Raw genomic sequence first — 14,816 nt, 5'->3', positions numbered from 1 at the left:
CCGCTGGCTGGCCGCCGCCGCGGCCGCCGTTCTCCTGCCCGGTGCGGCCCTGGGCGGCTGGGCCGTGGGCACGCAGGCCGAGCAGCGGGAGCAGCAGCTCGTGGCCCAGGAGCAGGACCGGCAGAACCGGCTGCTGAGCGCCCCGGACGTCACCACCCGCCAGCTCGACGTGGACGGCCGCCCGGCCACCCTGGTGGTCTCCGCGCAGGCGGACGCGGCGCTGTTCGTCGCCTCCGACCTCGCCGGACCGGGGGAGGGCCGGGAGTACCAGCTGTGGCTCGTGCAGGACGAGACCCCGGTGCCGGACGTGCGCTTCGGCGGCGGACAGGTGCAGGTCTGGCTGGACGGCGACATCGACCGGGCCGGGGCGGTGGCCATGACCGTGGAGCCCGCCGGCGGCTCCGAGACGCCCACCCTGCCGGTGCTGGCCGCCGCGGAGATCTGAGCGCGGCTCCTGCCAGAATGAGTTCATGACCGAGGCAGAACCTTCCGGCGGCGGCGCGGCCCGGGCGGCCCCGGCACGCCCGTCGTGAGGCCCCGGCCGGGCGGGAGGCGCCGGCACCCCCTGCGGTGGGTGCTGTCCCGTGAGCTGGTCCTCGACTGGCTGCGCTCGTTCCGCACCAGCCGCAGCGCCCTGCACTTCCGGCTCCGGAACCGCTTCTCGGACGCGCCCGTGCGGGGGGACGCGCCCGTGGTCGTGAGCCTCACGTCCTACGGGAGCCGGATCCGGGCGGTGCACCTGGCCGTCGAGTCGATGGTGCACGGCACCGTGCGCCCGCAGCGGCTGATCCTGTGGCTGCGCGAGGCCGACGTCGTGGCGGACCCGCCCCCACCGTTGGCGCGGCTGGTGCGCCGGGGCCTCGAGCTGAGGTGCACCGAGGACTGGGGCCCCCACCAGAAGTACTACCCCTACGTCCGGTCCCGGGCGCGGCACGAGCTGCCGCTGGTCATCGCGGACGACGACGTGCTCTACGGCCCGGCGTGGCTCGAGGAGCTGCTCGCGGTCCACGCGCGGCACCCGCACGACGTGGTCGCCCACCGCACCCACCGGATCCGCCTCGGCGGAGGACGGATCCTGCCCTACGCGACGTGGAGCCCCGGCGCCCCGGCGGGAGCGTCCGTCCGCACCTTCGCCACGGGCACCTCCGGCGTGCTCTACCCGCCGCACCTGCTCGACGCCCTGCGCGAGCTCGGCACCGCGTTCACCGCGTGCGCGCCGATGGCCGACGACGTGTGGCTGCACGCCGTCGCCCTGCGCCACGGGACCGGCGTCCGGCCCGTCCGGGACGGCCGCACCGCCTACCGGCCCATCCCCAGGACGCTCTTCCGGGGTCTCAGCACCCGCAATGTCCTGCGCGGAGGCAACGACATGCAGATCGCAGCCACGTATTCGGCCTCGGACGTGGAAGAGTTGGAGCGTGCACGGGTGGCCGAGGGCCCCTGAGCACGTGGACGGGCGGTTCCCCCGCTTCCCGTCCGCCGGCCGTCCCCCCACGGCCGCTGTCCGCGCTCCCATCCCCCCAGGAGTTCCCATGCCGAAGAACTACCGCCGCCCGGACTCGCCGGACCACGTCGCAGCCGACGTGCCGGCGCGCGCAGCAGGGCACTCGATCGTCTTCGACTCGCCGGCCGAACTGGCCGCCTACACCCGCCACGACCGCCTGTCCGCCGACGGGCCCCTCCTGCTCGCCCGCCGCGCCGGGTTCCACCCCGACGGGTCCTGGCCCTGCTCGGCGCTCGAGTCCGCCCAGAACGTCCTGGCCACCCGGGCGCGCACCATGATCGAGATCGAGCTGCGCACCACGGTCGACGGCCGGTGCGTGGTCCTGCACGAGGCCGTCATGGGGCACGGGAGCACCGGCGCCGGCCCGGTGAGCGAGCAGTCGGCCGACTACGTGCTCAGCCAGCACCTGGTGGACAACTACGGCGAGGTCACCCGGTTCCCCATCCGGGAGGCCGGCGAGTTCCTCACCTGGGCGGTGCTGGCCGGTGCGGTGCTGTGGCTCGACGTCAAGAACGTGACCCCGGAGGCCGTCGTCGAGCTCGTCCGCACGCACCGGGCCGAGGGCCAGGTGGTGGTGAGCGTGCACGGGCTGACGGAGCTGGCCGTCTACCGCAGGATCGCCCCCGACCTCGTCTACTTCGTCCCGCCCCACCCGGACGGCCTGCCCACGGTCGACGACGTCCGGCGGGAGGTGCCCGACCTCCGCCGGGTGATCGGCTTCGCCGGCCACTACGTCCCGGACATGGAGGAGAGCCTGCGGATGCGGAGCTGGAACGTGCCCATGCGCCTCGAGCTGCACCGCTACGACGAGAACCTGTCCGCCGACGCCCTGGACGTGCACTACTACCGCCGCGCGGTCGAGGCCGGCTTCGGGATCCTCTCCACCAGCCACTACCGCGAGGTGGCCGACCTCCTCGGCCTGTCCGCGTGGGCGCCGAAGAACGCCTCCGCCCGGGACGACCGGGGGCTGACCCGGCACTGATCCCGGGCGCGTGCCGCTCTCGGCGGGGCGCCCGGGACCGTCCGTGCCGGGGATCAGTCGTCGCCCGGCGCGTCCTCGGGAGCGTCCCCCTCGGCCTGGGAGGGCTTGTTGCCGTCCGGGTCGACGGCCGACTGCACGCTCTGGTCCGCCGGCACGTCCCCCTCGGCCTGAGAGGGCTTGTTCCGGGCCGGGTCCGGGGTCGTCTCGCTCATGCCGCTCCTCGTGCGCTCAGCAGGGTGATGGTCCCGGCTCACGCTACGCCGGGCCCGGGGCCCCGACAAGAGGATCCGGCTACGCGGCCCGGCCGGCGCGGATCGCGGCGTAGAGCTGGGCGGGGATCAGCCCGGTCCGGTGGGCGCGCTCGACCGCGGCGAAGCCCTCCTCGGTCTCCTCGTACGGGAAGTGGATGAGGTCCGCCGCGAGCTCCCAGTGGTCGATCATCCCGCCGGCCCAGAGCTGGCAGATCGCCCACGGGGTGTCCGCGGAGAAGGCGGGGACGTCCGGCAGGACGTACTCGTCGGCCGGCACGCGCCAGGCCTCGAGGCTGTCCAGGTCCGCCGCGAGGTCCTCGAGGGTGTCGTAGTGGCCGGCGCGGTCCGGGTCCACGGAGCCGTTCGGGTTGGCCAGCTCGACGTCGTAGCCGCCCTCGGCCGCGGCGAACACGGTGGTGGGCCCGGGCTCCCCGCCCACGCCGGCGTCGAGGGGCAGCTGGGACGGCAGCCACTCCCACCCGTCGCCGAGCTGGTCCATCTCCAGGTCCCGGTAGGCCACCCAGCCGCGGGCGACGAGCAGCTCGTGGGCGTCGTCGTCCCAGGTGCCCTGCGCGGCGCCCTCGATGTCGACGGTGCGGGCGCCGGCCGCGGCGTGGAACTCCCGCCGCTGCTGCTTCTTCTTGGCGGCGGCCTTCTTGCGGGGCTTGCTCTTGGGCACGGATCCTCCTGACGGGCGGGGACGGGCGCGTGCGCGGTCCCTCGGACCTCCCATGATCGCGCATCCGGCGGGATCCGGGGACGCCGGGCCCGCTCCGCCCTCCCGGGGCCCCGCGGGGCTAGTCTGGCCGGGACCGTCCGTCCGTCCCGACCGCGAAGGATGCCCCATGACCTCTCCCCGGACCGCCCCCTCGACGAACGGCCCCGTGCGCTACGCGGTGGTCGGGCTCGGCCAGATCTCCCAGCAGGCGTTCCTGCCCGCCATGGCCCGGGCCGGCAGCTCCGTGCTGGCGGCGCTGGTCACCGGCACCCCGGACAAGGCCCGGGAGCTCGCGGCCGAGTACGGCGTGCCCGCGTACTCCTACGAGGACTATCCCGCGCTGCTGGCCTCCGGGGACGTGGACGCGGTCTACGTGGCCACGCCCGTGTTCCGGCACCGCGAGTTCGCCGAGCCGGCGCTCGAGGCGGGCCTCCACGTGCTGGTGGAGAAGCCGATGGAGACGTCCGTGGAGGACTGCCGGGCGATGATCGACGCCGCCGCGCGCGGCGGGGCCCGGCTGATGGTCGCGTACCGGCTGCACCACGAGCCCGGCACGCTCGAGCTGATCACCCGGGTCCGGGACGAGGGGCTGGTGGGCGACCCCCGGCTGTTCACCGCCGTCTTCACCCAGGACATCGACGAGGCCAACCACCGCGGGCACTCCGGGTACTGGGGCGGGCCCATCCCGGACATGGGCAGCTACCCCCTCAACGCGGTGCGCCACCTGTTCGCGGCCGAGCCCCTCGAGGTCCACGCGATGGGGGTGCGGACCCCGGGGCGCGGCTTCGACTTCGACGACACCGTGGCGGTGACGCTGCGCTTCCCCGGGCAGCGGGTGGCGCAGTTCACCATCAGCTACGCGGGCGAGGCCACCGAGCAGTTCACGGTGGTGGGCACCGGGGGCGTGGTCGCAGCGCAGCCGTGCTTCGGCTTCGGCCCCGAGGTGGGCATCAGCTGGACCGTGACCCGTGACGGGCGCAGCGAGACCCGTGCCCACGACCCGGTGGAGCAGTTCGCGGGCCAGACCGAGTACTTCTCGGACTGCATCCTCACCGGCACCGATCCCGAGGCCGGCGGGGAGGAGGGGCTGATGGACATCCGGGTGCACGAGGCGGTGCTCGCCTCCCTCGAGACGGGCCGGACCGTGCGCCTGGAGCCCGCGGACCGCGCGGTGCGCCCCGTCGCGGAGCAGGCCCGGGCCCTGCCGCCCGTGGCGGAGCCCGGCGACGACGAGCTGGTGGCCCAGGTCCCGCAGAACGGCTGAGCCCCGGCCGGCGGACCGGGCCCGGTGCTTGTCCCGCACCCCGCCCGGGAGTAGCTTGCGGGCATGACCAGCAGCAGCACGGACGTCGTCCGGCGGCTCTTCGCCGCCTACCTCGCGCAGGACGAGACGGCGGCCCGCGGGCTCGTCGGGGACGGGTTCCGGTTCACGTCCCCGCAGGACGACCACATCGACCGGGCCGCGTACTTCGAGCGGTGCTTCCCCACGGCGCAGCGGGTCTCCCGGCAGGACCTGCTCCAGGTGGTCGAGGCGGAACCAGGCCTGGTGCTCGTCCGGTACGAGTACGAGCTCCGGACCGGGGGGACCTTCCGGAACATGGAGGCGATCACCGTGCGCGACGGGCAGGTGGTGGACGCCCAGGTCTATTTCGGCGGGCCGCCGCGACCGTAGACTCCGAGGACCATCCGACGCCCAGGAGGCTCGCCATGAAGCACTACCTGCTCAGCATCGAACAGCCCGACGGCGGACCGGCGGCCCCGGAGGTCCTCGAGCCCGTGATGCGGGACGTCGCCGCGTTCAACGAGGAGCTCAGGGCGGCCGGGGCGTGGGTCTTCGCCGGGGGCCTGGACCGGGCGGAGGCGTCCGTCGTCGTGCGCTTCCACGGCGAGGACGTGGTGACCACGGACGGTCCGTACGAGCGCGAGGACGAGCACGCCGGGGGCATCTGCATCGTGGCCGCCCCGGACTACGACGCCGCCATCGAGTGGGGCCGCAAGCTGGCGCAGGCGACCACGCTCCCGGTGGAGGTGCGCGAGTTCCAGGGCGAGCCGGAGGAGCACCTGGCGTAGGGCCCGCCCCGGTCCCGGCGGCTCACCTGCCGATCTGCTCGGCCTGCGCCTCCCACGCGGCGTGGGCGTCCCGGGGCCGGGCCGGCCGGCGGGTCTCCCGCAGCGCCCGGAGCGCGGCGTTGCGCTCGCGCGCCAGGGAGTCCGCGGCGGCCCGGGCGGCCGCGTCCTCGCGGACCTGGGCGCGGACGGCGGTGATGGTGCCCATGATGGCCTCGACGCCCTGCGAACCGCCCGCCAGGTAGGCGGCCCGGACCTCCCGGTCCGGGTGGTACAGGTAGCGGTCGTCGACCTGGCCGCGGTGGGTGTCGAACTCCTCGTCAATCAGCTCCGAGAGCATGGCGGCCACCCGGTCCAGGCGGGCCTCGACCTCCCCGTGCAGGGGCGTCCTGGCGGCGGCGTCCCGGACGGACCACAGGGCCTGGCCGTGCCGCCGCAGCCGGGTCGCGTCCCAGTCCGCGTGCGGGACCTCGGCCAGCCGGACGGCGACGAAGCTCGCGTCCCCGTGCCGCTGCTGCGGCGGCAGGACGCCGAGCTGCCACCGGATCCACGCGGTGCGCATGTCCTCCGCGGCGGCCAGCCGGGCCTGCTCGGCGGTCCTGGCGATCGACTTCCCGCTGTTCTTCCGGGGGCTCTTGTCCGGGTTCCTCGCGGCGGCCCTTCCGTCCGTCCGCGCACCGGACCTGGCGCCGGTCCCGGAGCTGCTCCGCGGCGTGCCGTGCAGCCGCTCCCGCGCGCGCACCACCAGGGAGCGGACGAGCGTCCGCAGGAGCACGCCGAGCAGCCACAGGGCTGCTCCGGCCAGCAGGAGGAGAAGGATCGTGCCCAGGTTGACGAGGACGAACGAGACCACCGCCCCGGCAATCAGGAGCACGATCCCGGAGACCTCGTTGTTCTCGGTGTTCTGCACGGCGGATCCTCCCGAACCCCTCACACCACTGGACATCCACTCTAGCCGCCGGGGCAGGATCTGTGACCGGTCCCACAGGAAACTCCCGGCATCCCGGGGTGGTTGCGGGGGAGCCGGTGGCAGGGGCCGCCCCGATATCCTGGACCCATGCGATCCGCCGTGCTGTCCGTGTCCGCCGCCGTCCTGCTCCTCGTCTCCGGCTGCGCCGGCGAGGGCTCCGAGCAGGACGACCTGCTCCGGGCGCACGGGCTCGAGGGCGCGAGCACGCAGGAGGTTGTCGAGCAGCTCGACCGCACGCACGAGGACCGCGACGCCGGGCTCGCCGGCTCCGTGACCTACGACGAGGTGGTCCTCGACGACGGCACCGCCGAGACGATCCTGCCCATGCCGGAGGACCGCTTCTACCTGGCGGTCGCCCCGTATGCCACCACGACCCACGAGTGCTTCTTCCACAGCCTCTCCGGGTGCCAGGGCGAGCTCGTGGGTGAGGACTTCGACGTGCGGATCACCGACGGCTCCGGGTCCGTGCTCGTGGACGAGAGCGTGACCAGCTACGAGAACGGGTTCGTGGGCTTCTGGCTGCCCAAGGACATCACCGGCACGCTCGAGATCAGCTCGGAGCGGGGTCGGGCGGTCCAGGAGTTCGAGACCTCCCCGGACAGCCCGACCTGCCTCACCGCCCTCCAGCTGGCCTGAGCCCGGCGCGAAGGAAGGGTGACCGGATGAGCATCAGCATGGCCCTGACCGCCCAGGCGGTCCGGCTGCGGGCGCGCCTGCAGCCGTGGACCCCGGTGGAGCAGCTGCACGGGCGCCGGTACCCGGAGCCGGCCAGGATCCCCGCCGACCTGCGGCGCTCGCACGCCGTGGAACGCACCGAGGTGGCCGGGCGCCCGCTGCTGCGCCTGACCCCGCGCGCCGGGGCGGACGGGTCCCACCTGATCTACCTGCACGGCGGGGCGTTCGTGAACCCGCTGCTGCCGGCGCACTGGTGGATCGTCCGCGAGCTCGTGAAGGACACCGGGACCACGGTCACGGTCCCGCTGTACCGGCTGGCCCCGGAGGGCCACGTGGACGAGGGCTACGACTTCCTCGCCGCGGCCTGGGCGGACCTCGTGACCCGGCCCGCCGCGGACCGGATCGTGGTGGCGGGGGACTCGGCCGGCGGGTGCCTGGCGATCGGGCTGGCCATGCGCCTGCGGGACGCCGGGCAGCGGATGCCCGACCACGTGGTGGGCTTCTCCCCGGCGGTGGACGTCTCCGCCACGCACCCGGCCGTGCGGGAGATCGACCCGCACGACCCCATGCTGAGCACCGACCGGGTGGTGCCCATGGCCGCGGCCTGGGCGCGGGACCGCGAGCTCACCGACCCGCTGGTCAGCCCGCTCTACGGGGACGTGGCCGGGCTGCCGCCGGTGCACGTGGTCCAGGGCGGCAAGGACATCCTGGCCGCCGACGTCCTGGCCTTCGCGCGGGACCTGGCGCGGGCGGGCAACCCGGGGAAGCTGATCTACGAGCCCGGCGCCTTCCACGTCTACGTGGGCGCCTGGTGGACGCCGGAGGCCCGCCGGGCGGTCCGGCACGTGCGCTCCCTGCTCGAGGAGCCCGCCCCGGCGGCGGGAGGGGCCCAGGAATAGCCCGGCACCCCCGGCCGTTCCCTAATTGGTGATACATCAACCAAAAAGGGGAGTGGGCATGAAGGTCGTGGTCATCGGGGCGGGACAGGCCGGGCTGTCGGCGGCCCACCACCTGCGGCGCCGGGGACTGGTCCCCGAGGAGGACTTCGTGGTCCTCGACGCCAATCCCGGCCCCGGGGGAGCGTGGCGGCACCGCTGGCCCTCGCTCACCTTCGGCGGCGCCCACGGGATCCACGACCTGCCCGGGCTGCCCCTCGGGGTGCCGGACCCGGCCGAGCCGGCCTCCGCCGTCGTCGCCCGCTACTACGGCGAGTACGAGCGCCGCTTCGCGCTGCCGGTCCACCGTCCCGTCGCGGTGCGTCGCGTCGAGGCGGCGTCCGACGACGGGCCGCTCGAGGTGGTCACGGACACCGGCACCTGGCGGACGGAGCTGGTGATCAACGGCACCGGCACCTGGGACCGCCCCCACTGGCCGTACTACCCCGGGCGGGAGTCCTTCCGCGGGCGGCAGCTGCACACCCACGACTTCCGCTCCGCGGAGGAGTTCCGCGGCCGGCACGTGGTGGTCGTGGGCGGCGGCACCTCGGCCGTGCAGTTCCTGCTCCAGCTCGCCGCGGCGGGCGCCACGACCACGTGGGTCACCCGCCGGCCCCCGCGCTTCACGGACCGGGAGTTCGACCCGGACTGGGGGCGGGACGTCGAGCGCCGGGTCGACGAGCGGACCCGCGCGGGCCTGCCGACGGCCAGCGTGGTCTCGGCCACCGGGCTGCCCCTGACCGCGCAGTACCGGGCCGGGATCGAAGCCGGGATCCTCGTCTCGGCCGGGCCGCTGGGGGCGGTGACGCCCGAGGGCGTCCGGCTCGCCGACGGCCGGGAGGTGCGGGCGGACGCGATCCTGTGGGCCACCGGCTTCCGGCCCGCCCTGGACCACCTGGCACCCCTGGGGCTGCGCGAACCCGGCGGCGGCATCCGGATGGACGGGGTGCGCGTGCTCCGGGATCCGCGGGTGCTGCTGGTGGGCTACGGCGCCTCGGCCTCGACCCTCGGCGCCACCCGCGCTGGGCGGGCGGCCGCCCGTGAGGCCGTGCGGCTGCTGTCCGCGGCTCCGGACGGGAAGCAGCGGCCCGCAGCACGTGTTGGCACTGTCAGCACCTGATCCGAGACCCTCGGGAGGGACCGCCATGGTCCGCATCGGCATCATCCTCGGCAGCACCCGGCCGAACCGCAATGGCGGGGACGTGGCCCGCTGGGTCCTCGCCCACGCCTCGGGGCGCGGCGACGCCCAGTTCGAGCTCCTCGACCTGCGCGAGCACCCCCTGCCGCACTTCGACGAGCCGGTGCCGCCCTCGGCCGGGAAGTACCAGAACGAGCACACCAGGCGGTGGGCGGCCACGATCGATCGCTTCGACGGCTTCGTGGTGGTCACCCCCGAGTACAACCACGGCGCGCCCGGGGTGCTGAAGAACGCCTTCGACTACCTCTACGCCGAGTGGAACAACAAGGCCGTGGGCTTCGTCTCCTACGGCACCGCCGGCGGCGTGCGCGCCGTGGAGCAGCTGCGGCAGGTGGCCGGGGAGCTGCAGCTGGCCGACGTGCGCCAGCAGGTGTCGCTGTCCCTGCGCACCGACTTCGAGCACTACCGCACCTTCGCCCCGGCCGAGCACCACCGGCGCTCGCTGGCCACGATGCTGGACCAGGTCGTGGCCTGGTCCACCGCCCTCGCGCCGCTGCGCGCCCCGGCGGAGGACGCCGGCTGAGCAGGGAGCCGTCGTAGTCTGGGGACACCGCGCCGATGCGGCGCACGCCATCCCGACGAAGGAGCACCCCGTGAGCGAGCAGCCCACCTCCAGCCCGGACCCCATCGAGGACGCCGCCTCCAACGACGACGCCGACATGACCACCGAGATGACCCCGATCCCGCACGAGCACGGGGACGCCAAGAACGAGGAGTCCGAGCAGCAGGACTGAGCCCGTTCCGCTGGGCTCAGGCGGCCGTTCCGAAGAGCGAGGCGCGAAGAGCGGACAGGGGCGGGGCGTGCTCGGCCAGCTCCTGGAGGTAGCCCAGGTCGTCCAGGTCGCCCAGGGCGGCCGTGAGCTCCGCGCAGGTGAGCTGGGCGTCCTCGGCGACGACCTCGAGGGCGGGGGCCTCAGCGGCCGTGACGTGCTCGGCCAGGGCGTCGAGGACGACGACGGCGTCGACGCTGACGTGCTCGTCGTGGATGGCCTCGACGAGCAGCCGCTCGGCGGCGTAGACGGGCGCGGCGAACATGTGGGGAACGGGAGACTGCATCGGTGACATCACTGCCGGAACACTACCCCCGGTCCATAAGAATCCGCTGAGACCGGACGGCGGGCCGGTCGCACCGGCCCTGGTCGCACGGCGCGGCGTGACGAGGTGGCTCGGTACCGGCCTCTGCGCGCACCCGCAGGATCAGCTGCTCAGCGGATCGACCACGGCCTCCAGGCGCGGTGCCCTGCGGGCGTCGAGCGCGGCCTCCACACCCCGGGCCACCGCGAGCAGGTCGGTCTCCTCGAAGCTGGACGTCATGATCTCCAGGCCCACGGGCAGACGGTCCTCGGTGAATCCGGCCGGCACAGTGGCCGCCGGGAAGTGCAGCTGCGAGGCGATCACCGTGTTGGTCGGGTAGGTGAGGCACGTCCACCGGCCCCCGAGCACGTCCTCGTGGGTGGGGGCCGCGAGCTGGACGTCGGGAAAGACCATGGCGTCCAGGCCCAGCTCCACGAACTGCGCCTGCACGGCGCGCACGAAGTCCTCGCGGGTCAGCACCCGGTCCAGATACTGGGGGTCGGTGCGCGGGTCCTCGGGGCCGTCGGCGATGCCCTCGAAGAGGTCCAGGTGCGGGTCGTAGGTGCCGTTCGCGCGGACCTCGTCCACACCGCCGATGCCCGTCTCCGGATGGGCGGCGAAGAAGGCGTTCATGTCCTGCCGGGAACGAGTGAAGTACAGCGAGGTGAAGCCCACGTAGTCCATCAGACCGGGGATCTCCACGTCGACCAGTTCCGCCCCGGCCCCGGCGAGCCGTGCCAGCGCGTCCTCGACCACGCGGACGACGGCCGCAGTCTCCGGGTCGGCCGGATCGCCGAACGCCCCGCGCAGGACGCCGAGGCGCCGGCCCTGCAACGATCCGCCGGCGACCGCCTCGGTGAAGGATGCGCTCCGACGGCGCTGCCGGACCGCGACCGTGTAGGCGTCCGCCGGGTCGAAGCCCACCAGGACGTCGAGGACCTTCGCGGCGTCCTCCACCGTCCGGGTCATCGGCCCGGCCGTGTCCTGGGGGACCACCAGCGGGGACATGCCGTCCCGGCTGATCAGACCCGGTGTGACGCGCACGCCCACCAGGTTGCAGAAGGACGCCGGGAGGCGGATGGAACCTCCCGTGTCCTCGCCGATGCCGACCAGCGCCAGGTTCGCGGCGATCGCCGCGGCCGTTCCGCTGCTGGATCCCCCCGGGTCCCGGGAGAGGTCGTAGGGATTCTTCGTCACCCCGGACACGGACGAGGTCGAGAACCAGGAGGTCGCGAAGTCGGGCATCGTGGTCTTGCCCAGGATGACCGCCCCCGCCTCCCTCAGCCTGGCGACCGCCGTGGCATCCCGCTCCGGGACGTGCCCGGCCGTGGCCCGGCTGCCGTAGGTGGTCCGCAGCCCGGCGGTCGCGACCTGGTCCTTGACCAGGACCGGCACACCGTGCAGCGGTCCCGACAGCTCACCGCGGGCCGCGTACGCCAGGTCGAGGGCGTCGGCCTCGTCGAGGGCCGTCGCCGAGACAGTGATCACGGAGTTCAGTGCCGGTCCGTCCACGTCGAGAGCGGCGATCCGGTCGAGGTAGGCCTGCACCACCTCCCGGACCGTTGACTTGCCCTCCCGGTAGGCCGACTGGACGGTGTCGATGGTGGCTTCTTCGATGTTCCAGCTCAGGCTCACGGGAGATCCTCACGATCAGGGGGTCGCCCGGCGCACGGCCGCTGGACACGGTCCGGAACGCCGGATGCTGGGGCCACCGTACTGTGACCTGCCTCGCACGACAACGACCGGACGGCGTCCGCCGGACCGGGATCGTCATCGCGGGGTCGTCAGCGGGAGAGCGGCGCCCTCTCGTCGCGGCGCTCGCGGCGGGCCCGGCGTCGCGCGCGGATCCTGTGGCCGAGCAGCAGGAGGAGCACAGCGACGACGACCGGCGCGACCACCCACGGCTGCTCCAGCCACGCCCAGACGACCGCCATGCCCACGGTGCCGTAGATGATGCCCCAGATGAGGGTGCCCACGAGCATCGCGGGGATCCAGCGGCGCAGGGGCATGCCCGTGACGGCCGTGGTGAGGATGACGGCGGTCTGCAGACCCACGGTGAGGAAGCAGGCCGGGACGGCCAGGACGCCCCAGCGGTGCACGAGCCGCTGGGCCCGCCGGTAGACGGCGGTGTCCATGAGCTCGCGGACGCGGTCGGAGCGCCGGCTCCCGCCGGTGGCGGCGGCGCGGCCCAGGGCGAAGATGGTGGTGGTCCGCACGACGGCCCCGGCCCAGAAGAACAGAATCGCGGCCCCGAGGGGGAGGGACTCCAGCCAGGCCTGCACCCGTCCAGTCTAGGGAGCGGGCCTGACAACCGCTGACGACAGGGTGTCACTCCGGGACGAGGTGTGCTCGCCCGGGCGCCGCGGATCCGGCCGGCAGAGGGTCTCCTCCAGCTCTGACGTGCCGCCCGGAGGTACTCTCGCCGTACGGCCGGCCCGCCCCGGGGGCCGGAGCCCCGACCGAGGAGGACGCATGAGCGTGGAGATCGACGAGCGCGGGACCGTGACCGCCAACGGGCGCCCCGTGGACTACGCGACGGCCTACGCCTGGTGCGTCGACTCGCCCGAGACGATCACCGAGCTCGTCCACGACACGAAGGCGTTCGCCACGGTGATCGCCGCCGCCGAGCACGCCGGTCCCGAGGAGCAGGCCGAGGCCGTCCGGCAGGCCTTCGCCGCCGGGACGCCCCGGGAGCCCGGCGCCTCCTGGACCGAGGCGGCGTCGGCGGAGCCGATGACCGAGGAGCCGGCCGCCGAGGAGCCCACGACCGAGGAGCCGTTGACCCAGGAGCCGCCGCTTACCGGAGGGCCTGCCGCCGAGGAGCCGGTCACCGAGGAGCCGACCGCGGGCTGAGACCGCGGGATCAGCCCCGCACCAGGTTGACGGCCAGGGCGAGCATCACCACGCCGATCACCAGGTCCACCACCCGCCAGGTGCGCGGGCTGCTGAGCACCCCGGACAGCGCCCGGGCGCCGTAGCCCAGGGCGGAGAACCACACCACGCTGCCCACCACGGCGCCTCCGGCGAAGATCCACCGGGCGTCGGTTCCGTGCTGGTTGGCGAGGCTGCCCAGCAGCACCACGGTGTCGAGGTAGACGTGGGGGTTCAGGTAGGTCAGGGCCAGGGTGGTGGCGATGACCGATCCGCGGGAGCGCGGGGCCTCGGCGGTCAAGGAGGACGGCTTCAGGGCCGAGGCGAAGGACCGCACGGCCCACCACGTCAGGTAGGCGGCCCCGCCCCACCGCAGCACGTCCAGGGCCTCCGGGAACCGGGAGACCAGCGCCCCGATCCCGGCCGTGCCGCCGAGGATCAGCACCGCGTCGCTGACCGCGCACAGCGCCACCACCACGCCCACGTGCTCGCGGCGGATGCCCTGCCGCAGCACGAACGCGTTCTGCGCGCCGAGGGCGACGATCAGCGCCAGTCCGCTCATCAGCCCGGTACCCCAGATGCTCCACATGGCCTCGACGGTAGCCAGCTCCTGAGATACAGACAAACGAAAGAATTGATGGGTACGTTAGTTTTGCTTCATGAACTTCGAGCATCTGCGCGCCCTGACCGCGATCGTCGACGAGGGCACCTTCGAGGCCGCCGCGGACGCCCTGGGGATCACACCGTCGGCCGTCAGCCAGCGGATCAAGGCCCTGGAGGCCTCCGTGGGCCAGGTCGTGGTGCGCCGTGGCGCGCCCTGCACTCCCACCGAGGCCGGGGCCGTGCTGCTGCGCACCGCACGCCAGGTGCAGGTCCTCGAGGCGGAGGCCCTGCACTCCCTCGGCCACGGGATCTCCTCCCGGACGGTGACCCCGGTGGCCGTCAACGCCGACTCCCTGGCCACCTGGTTCGTGCCCGTCCTGCAGGAGGCCGCCGATTGGTCGGACACCACCCTGGACCTGCACGTGGAGGACCAGGACCACAGCAGCCGGCTCCTGCGCCAGGGGGACGTCATCGGCGCCGTCACCGGCGACCCCGCCCCCGTGAGCGGGTGCCGGCTCGAGCGGCTGGGCTTCATGCGCTACGTCCCGGTCGCCACCCCCGCCCTGCGCCGGCGGTTCACCACCGAGGCCGGCGTCGACTGGGCGGACATGCCGGTGCTCCGGTTCAACGCCAAGGACGACCTGCAGCTGCGCGCGCTGCGCGCCCGCGGCGTCGACCGGTCCCCGCCCACCCACACCGTCCCGTCCGCCGAGGGCTTCCTCGCCGCCGTCCGGGCCGGCCTGGGCTGGGGCATGCTCCCGGAGCTGCAGCTGGGCACGGACCTCGCCGACGGGTCCCTGGCCCTGCTCGAGGACCACGCGCACCACGACGTCGCCCTCTACTGGCAGAGCTGGGCGCTGGACTCCGAGCGGCTGCACCGCATCACCGAGTGCGTCCGCCGGGTCGCCCGGGAGCACCTGCGCGCTACGGACCAGGACGGGCCTGGGGCCGGCCCGCCGGCGTAGGGG

Annotated in this window: 20 protein-coding genes; 13 read left to right on the top strand and 7 right to left on the bottom strand. The window is 74.1% G+C overall.

Features of this window, described 5'->3' with window-relative positions; all coding sequences use genetic code 11:
• The 3 genes from CRM73_RS09550 to CRM73_RS09540 form a co-directional block, all read left to right on the top strand.
• The coding region (locus tag CRM73_RS09550) for an anti-sigma factor (RefSeq protein WP_229587518.1) at positions 1-445 on the top strand (445 nt) is incomplete at its 5' end.
• A gap of 129 nt (positions 446-574) precedes the next feature.
• Positions 575-1,444: a hypothetical protein gene (locus tag CRM73_RS09545; RefSeq protein ID WP_229587517.1), complete on the top strand. Its 870-nt coding sequence runs from the start codon at positions 575-577 to the stop codon at positions 1,442-1,444.
• Positions 1,445-1,532: 88 nt separating this feature from the next.
• Positions 1,533-2,486: a hypothetical protein gene (locus CRM73_RS09540; RefSeq protein ID WP_229587515.1), complete on the top strand. Its 954-nt coding sequence runs from the start codon at positions 1,533-1,535 to the stop codon at positions 2,484-2,486.
• Between the two features lie 53 nt (positions 2,487-2,539).
• Here the strand turns inward: CRM73_RS09540 and CRM73_RS09535 are convergent, their stop codons facing one another.
• Both CRM73_RS09535 and CRM73_RS09530 read right to left on the bottom strand, forming a co-directional pair.
• On the bottom strand, positions 2,540-2,698 hold the full coding sequence (locus CRM73_RS09535) for a hypothetical protein (protein ID WP_229587513.1): 159 nt from the start codon (positions 2,696-2,698) through the stop codon (positions 2,540-2,542).
• Positions 2,699-2,777: 79 nt separating this feature from the next.
• Entirely contained in the window at positions 2,778-3,416 is a 639-nt protein-coding gene (locus tag CRM73_RS09530) for a hypothetical protein (RefSeq protein WP_017834996.1), read from the bottom strand.
• Positions 3,417-3,582: 166 nt separating this feature from the next.
• Between CRM73_RS09530 and CRM73_RS09525 the strand changes: the two genes are divergently transcribed.
• The 3 genes from CRM73_RS09525 to CRM73_RS09515 all read left to right on the top strand — a co-directional run bounded on the left by CRM73_RS09525 (position 3,583) and on the right by CRM73_RS09515 (position 5,525).
• Positions 3,583-4,719, top strand: a complete 1,137-nt coding sequence (locus CRM73_RS09525; RefSeq protein WP_095650090.1) for a Gfo/Idh/MocA family protein — start codon at positions 3,583-3,585, stop codon at positions 4,717-4,719.
• A 63-nt stretch (positions 4,720-4,782) separates the two neighbouring features.
• The gene (locus CRM73_RS09520; protein ID WP_035924464.1) at positions 4,783-5,127 is read left to right on the top strand and encodes a nuclear transport factor 2 family protein; all 345 of its coding nucleotides are present in this window, start codon (positions 4,783-4,785) and stop codon (positions 5,125-5,127) included.
• A gap of 35 nt (positions 5,128-5,162) precedes the next feature.
• The gene (locus tag CRM73_RS09515) at positions 5,163-5,525 is read left to right on the top strand and encodes a YciI family protein (protein ID WP_035924466.1); all 363 of its coding nucleotides are present in this window, start codon (positions 5,163-5,165) and stop codon (positions 5,523-5,525) included.
• A gap of 22 nt (positions 5,526-5,547) precedes the next feature.
• Here CRM73_RS09515 and CRM73_RS09510 read toward each other — a convergent pair whose 3' ends face one another.
• On the bottom strand, positions 5,548-6,432 hold the full coding sequence (locus CRM73_RS09510; protein WP_095650091.1) for a hypothetical protein: 885 nt from the start codon (positions 6,430-6,432) through the stop codon (positions 5,548-5,550).
• Between the two features lie 147 nt (positions 6,433-6,579).
• Between CRM73_RS09510 and CRM73_RS09505 the strand changes: the two genes are divergently transcribed.
• The 5 genes from CRM73_RS09505 (at position 6,580) to CRM73_RS09485 (ending at position 10,034) form a co-directional block, all read left to right on the top strand.
• Positions 6,580-7,128: a CueP family metal-binding protein gene (locus CRM73_RS09505; protein ID WP_095650092.1), complete on the top strand. Its 549-nt coding sequence runs from the start codon at positions 6,580-6,582 to the stop codon at positions 7,126-7,128.
• Positions 7,129-7,154: 26 nt separating this feature from the next.
• Positions 7,155-8,066, top strand: a complete 912-nt coding sequence (locus CRM73_RS09500; RefSeq protein WP_095650093.1) for an alpha/beta hydrolase — start codon at positions 7,155-7,157, stop codon at positions 8,064-8,066.
• A 58-nt stretch (positions 8,067-8,124) separates the two neighbouring features.
• Entirely contained in the window at positions 8,125-9,222 is a 1,098-nt protein-coding gene (locus tag CRM73_RS09495) for an FAD-dependent oxidoreductase (RefSeq protein ID WP_229587511.1), read from the top strand.
• 25 nt (positions 9,223-9,247) lie between these two features.
• Positions 9,248-9,823 carry an NADPH-dependent FMN reductase gene (locus CRM73_RS09490; protein WP_035924477.1) on the top strand — a complete coding sequence of 192 codons (576 nt, stop codon included), beginning with the start codon at positions 9,248-9,250 and terminating at the stop codon, positions 9,821-9,823.
• Between the two features lie 70 nt (positions 9,824-9,893).
• Positions 9,894-10,034, top strand: a complete 141-nt coding sequence (locus tag CRM73_RS09485; RefSeq protein ID WP_229587509.1) for a hypothetical protein — start codon at positions 9,894-9,896, stop codon at positions 10,032-10,034.
• A gap of 16 nt (positions 10,035-10,050) precedes the next feature.
• On the opposite strand, the gene CRM73_RS09480 is transcribed toward CRM73_RS09485, so the two are convergent.
• The 3 genes from CRM73_RS09480 to CRM73_RS09470 all read right to left on the bottom strand — a co-directional run bounded on the left by CRM73_RS09480 (position 10,051) and on the right by CRM73_RS09470 (position 12,656).
• Positions 10,051-10,356: a hypothetical protein gene (locus CRM73_RS09480; protein WP_017834986.1), complete on the bottom strand. Its 306-nt coding sequence runs from the start codon at positions 10,354-10,356 to the stop codon at positions 10,051-10,053.
• 141 nt (positions 10,357-10,497) lie between these two features.
• Positions 10,498-12,009, bottom strand: coding sequence for an amidase (locus CRM73_RS09475; protein ID WP_229587507.1), 1,512 nt, complete (start codon positions 12,007-12,009; stop codon positions 10,498-10,500).
• A gap of 149 nt (positions 12,010-12,158) precedes the next feature.
• Complete coding sequence (locus CRM73_RS09470) at positions 12,159-12,656, bottom strand: hypothetical protein (protein ID WP_229587505.1); 498 nt, start codon at positions 12,654-12,656, stop codon at positions 12,159-12,161.
• Between the two features lie 190 nt (positions 12,657-12,846).
• Between CRM73_RS09470 and CRM73_RS09465 the strand changes: the two genes are divergently transcribed.
• Positions 12,847-13,227 (top strand): hypothetical protein, encoded by a 381-nt coding sequence (locus tag CRM73_RS09465; RefSeq protein WP_229587503.1) that lies wholly within the window; start codon positions 12,847-12,849, stop codon positions 13,225-13,227.
• 10 nt (positions 13,228-13,237) lie between these two features.
• On the opposite strand, the gene CRM73_RS09460 is transcribed toward CRM73_RS09465, so the two are convergent.
• Positions 13,238-13,834, bottom strand: coding sequence for a LysE/ArgO family amino acid transporter (locus CRM73_RS09460; RefSeq protein ID WP_165440225.1), 597 nt, complete (start codon positions 13,832-13,834; stop codon positions 13,238-13,240).
• Positions 13,835-13,904: 70 nt separating this feature from the next.
• On the opposite strand from CRM73_RS09460, the gene CRM73_RS09455 reads away from it, so the two are divergent.
• Positions 13,905-14,813 (top strand): LysR family transcriptional regulator ArgP, encoded by a 909-nt coding sequence (locus CRM73_RS09455; protein ID WP_095650099.1) that lies wholly within the window; start codon positions 13,905-13,907, stop codon positions 14,811-14,813.
• The last annotated feature ends 3 nt before the right edge of the window (positions 14,814-14,816 follow it).

The sequence above is a fragment of the Kocuria sp. CCUG 69068 genome, from assembly GCF_020833785.1.
Taxonomy (GTDB): Bacteria; Actinomycetota; Actinomycetes; order Actinomycetales; family Micrococcaceae; genus Kocuria; species Kocuria rosea.
Note: the sequence above shows the minus strand (reverse complement) of the source record. Positions and strands in the feature narration are given on the sequence as shown.

Bases quoted from the DNA above. Each gene is read 5' to 3' on its own strand.
- CRM73_RS09540 (WP_229587515.1), top strand. From the start codon at position 1,533: ATGCCGAAGAACTACCGCCGCCCGGACTCGCCGGACCACGTCGCAGCC.
- CRM73_RS09535 (WP_229587513.1), bottom strand. From the start codon at position 2,698: ATGAGCGAGACGACCCCGGACCCGGCCCGGAACAAGCCCTCTCAGGCC.
- CRM73_RS09525 (WP_095650090.1), top strand. From the start codon at position 3,583: ATGACCTCTCCCCGGACCGCCCCCTCGACGAACGGCCCCGTGCGCTAC.
- CRM73_RS09520 (WP_035924464.1), top strand. From the start codon at position 4,783: ATGACCAGCAGCAGCACGGACGTCGTCCGGCGGCTCTTCGCCGCCTAC.
- CRM73_RS09515 (WP_035924466.1), top strand. From the start codon at position 5,163: ATGAAGCACTACCTGCTCAGCATCGAACAGCCCGACGGCGGACCGGCG.
- CRM73_RS09505 (WP_095650092.1), top strand. From the start codon at position 6,580: ATGCGATCCGCCGTGCTGTCCGTGTCCGCCGCCGTCCTGCTCCTCGTC.
- CRM73_RS09500 (WP_095650093.1), top strand. From the start codon at position 7,155: ATGAGCATCAGCATGGCCCTGACCGCCCAGGCGGTCCGGCTGCGGGCG.
- CRM73_RS09495 (WP_229587511.1), top strand. From the start codon at position 8,125: ATGAAGGTCGTGGTCATCGGGGCGGGACAGGCCGGGCTGTCGGCGGCC.
- CRM73_RS09490 (WP_035924477.1), top strand. From the start codon at position 9,248: ATGGTCCGCATCGGCATCATCCTCGGCAGCACCCGGCCGAACCGCAAT.
- CRM73_RS09480 (WP_017834986.1), bottom strand. From the start codon at position 10,356: ATGCAGTCTCCCGTTCCCCACATGTTCGCCGCGCCCGTCTACGCCGCC.
- CRM73_RS09465 (WP_229587503.1), top strand. From the start codon at position 12,847: ATGAGCGTGGAGATCGACGAGCGCGGGACCGTGACCGCCAACGGGCGC.
- CRM73_RS09460 (WP_165440225.1), bottom strand. From the start codon at position 13,834: ATGTGGAGCATCTGGGGTACCGGGCTGATGAGCGGACTGGCGCTGATC.
- CRM73_RS09455 (WP_095650099.1), top strand. From the start codon at position 13,905: ATGAACTTCGAGCATCTGCGCGCCCTGACCGCGATCGTCGACGAGGGC.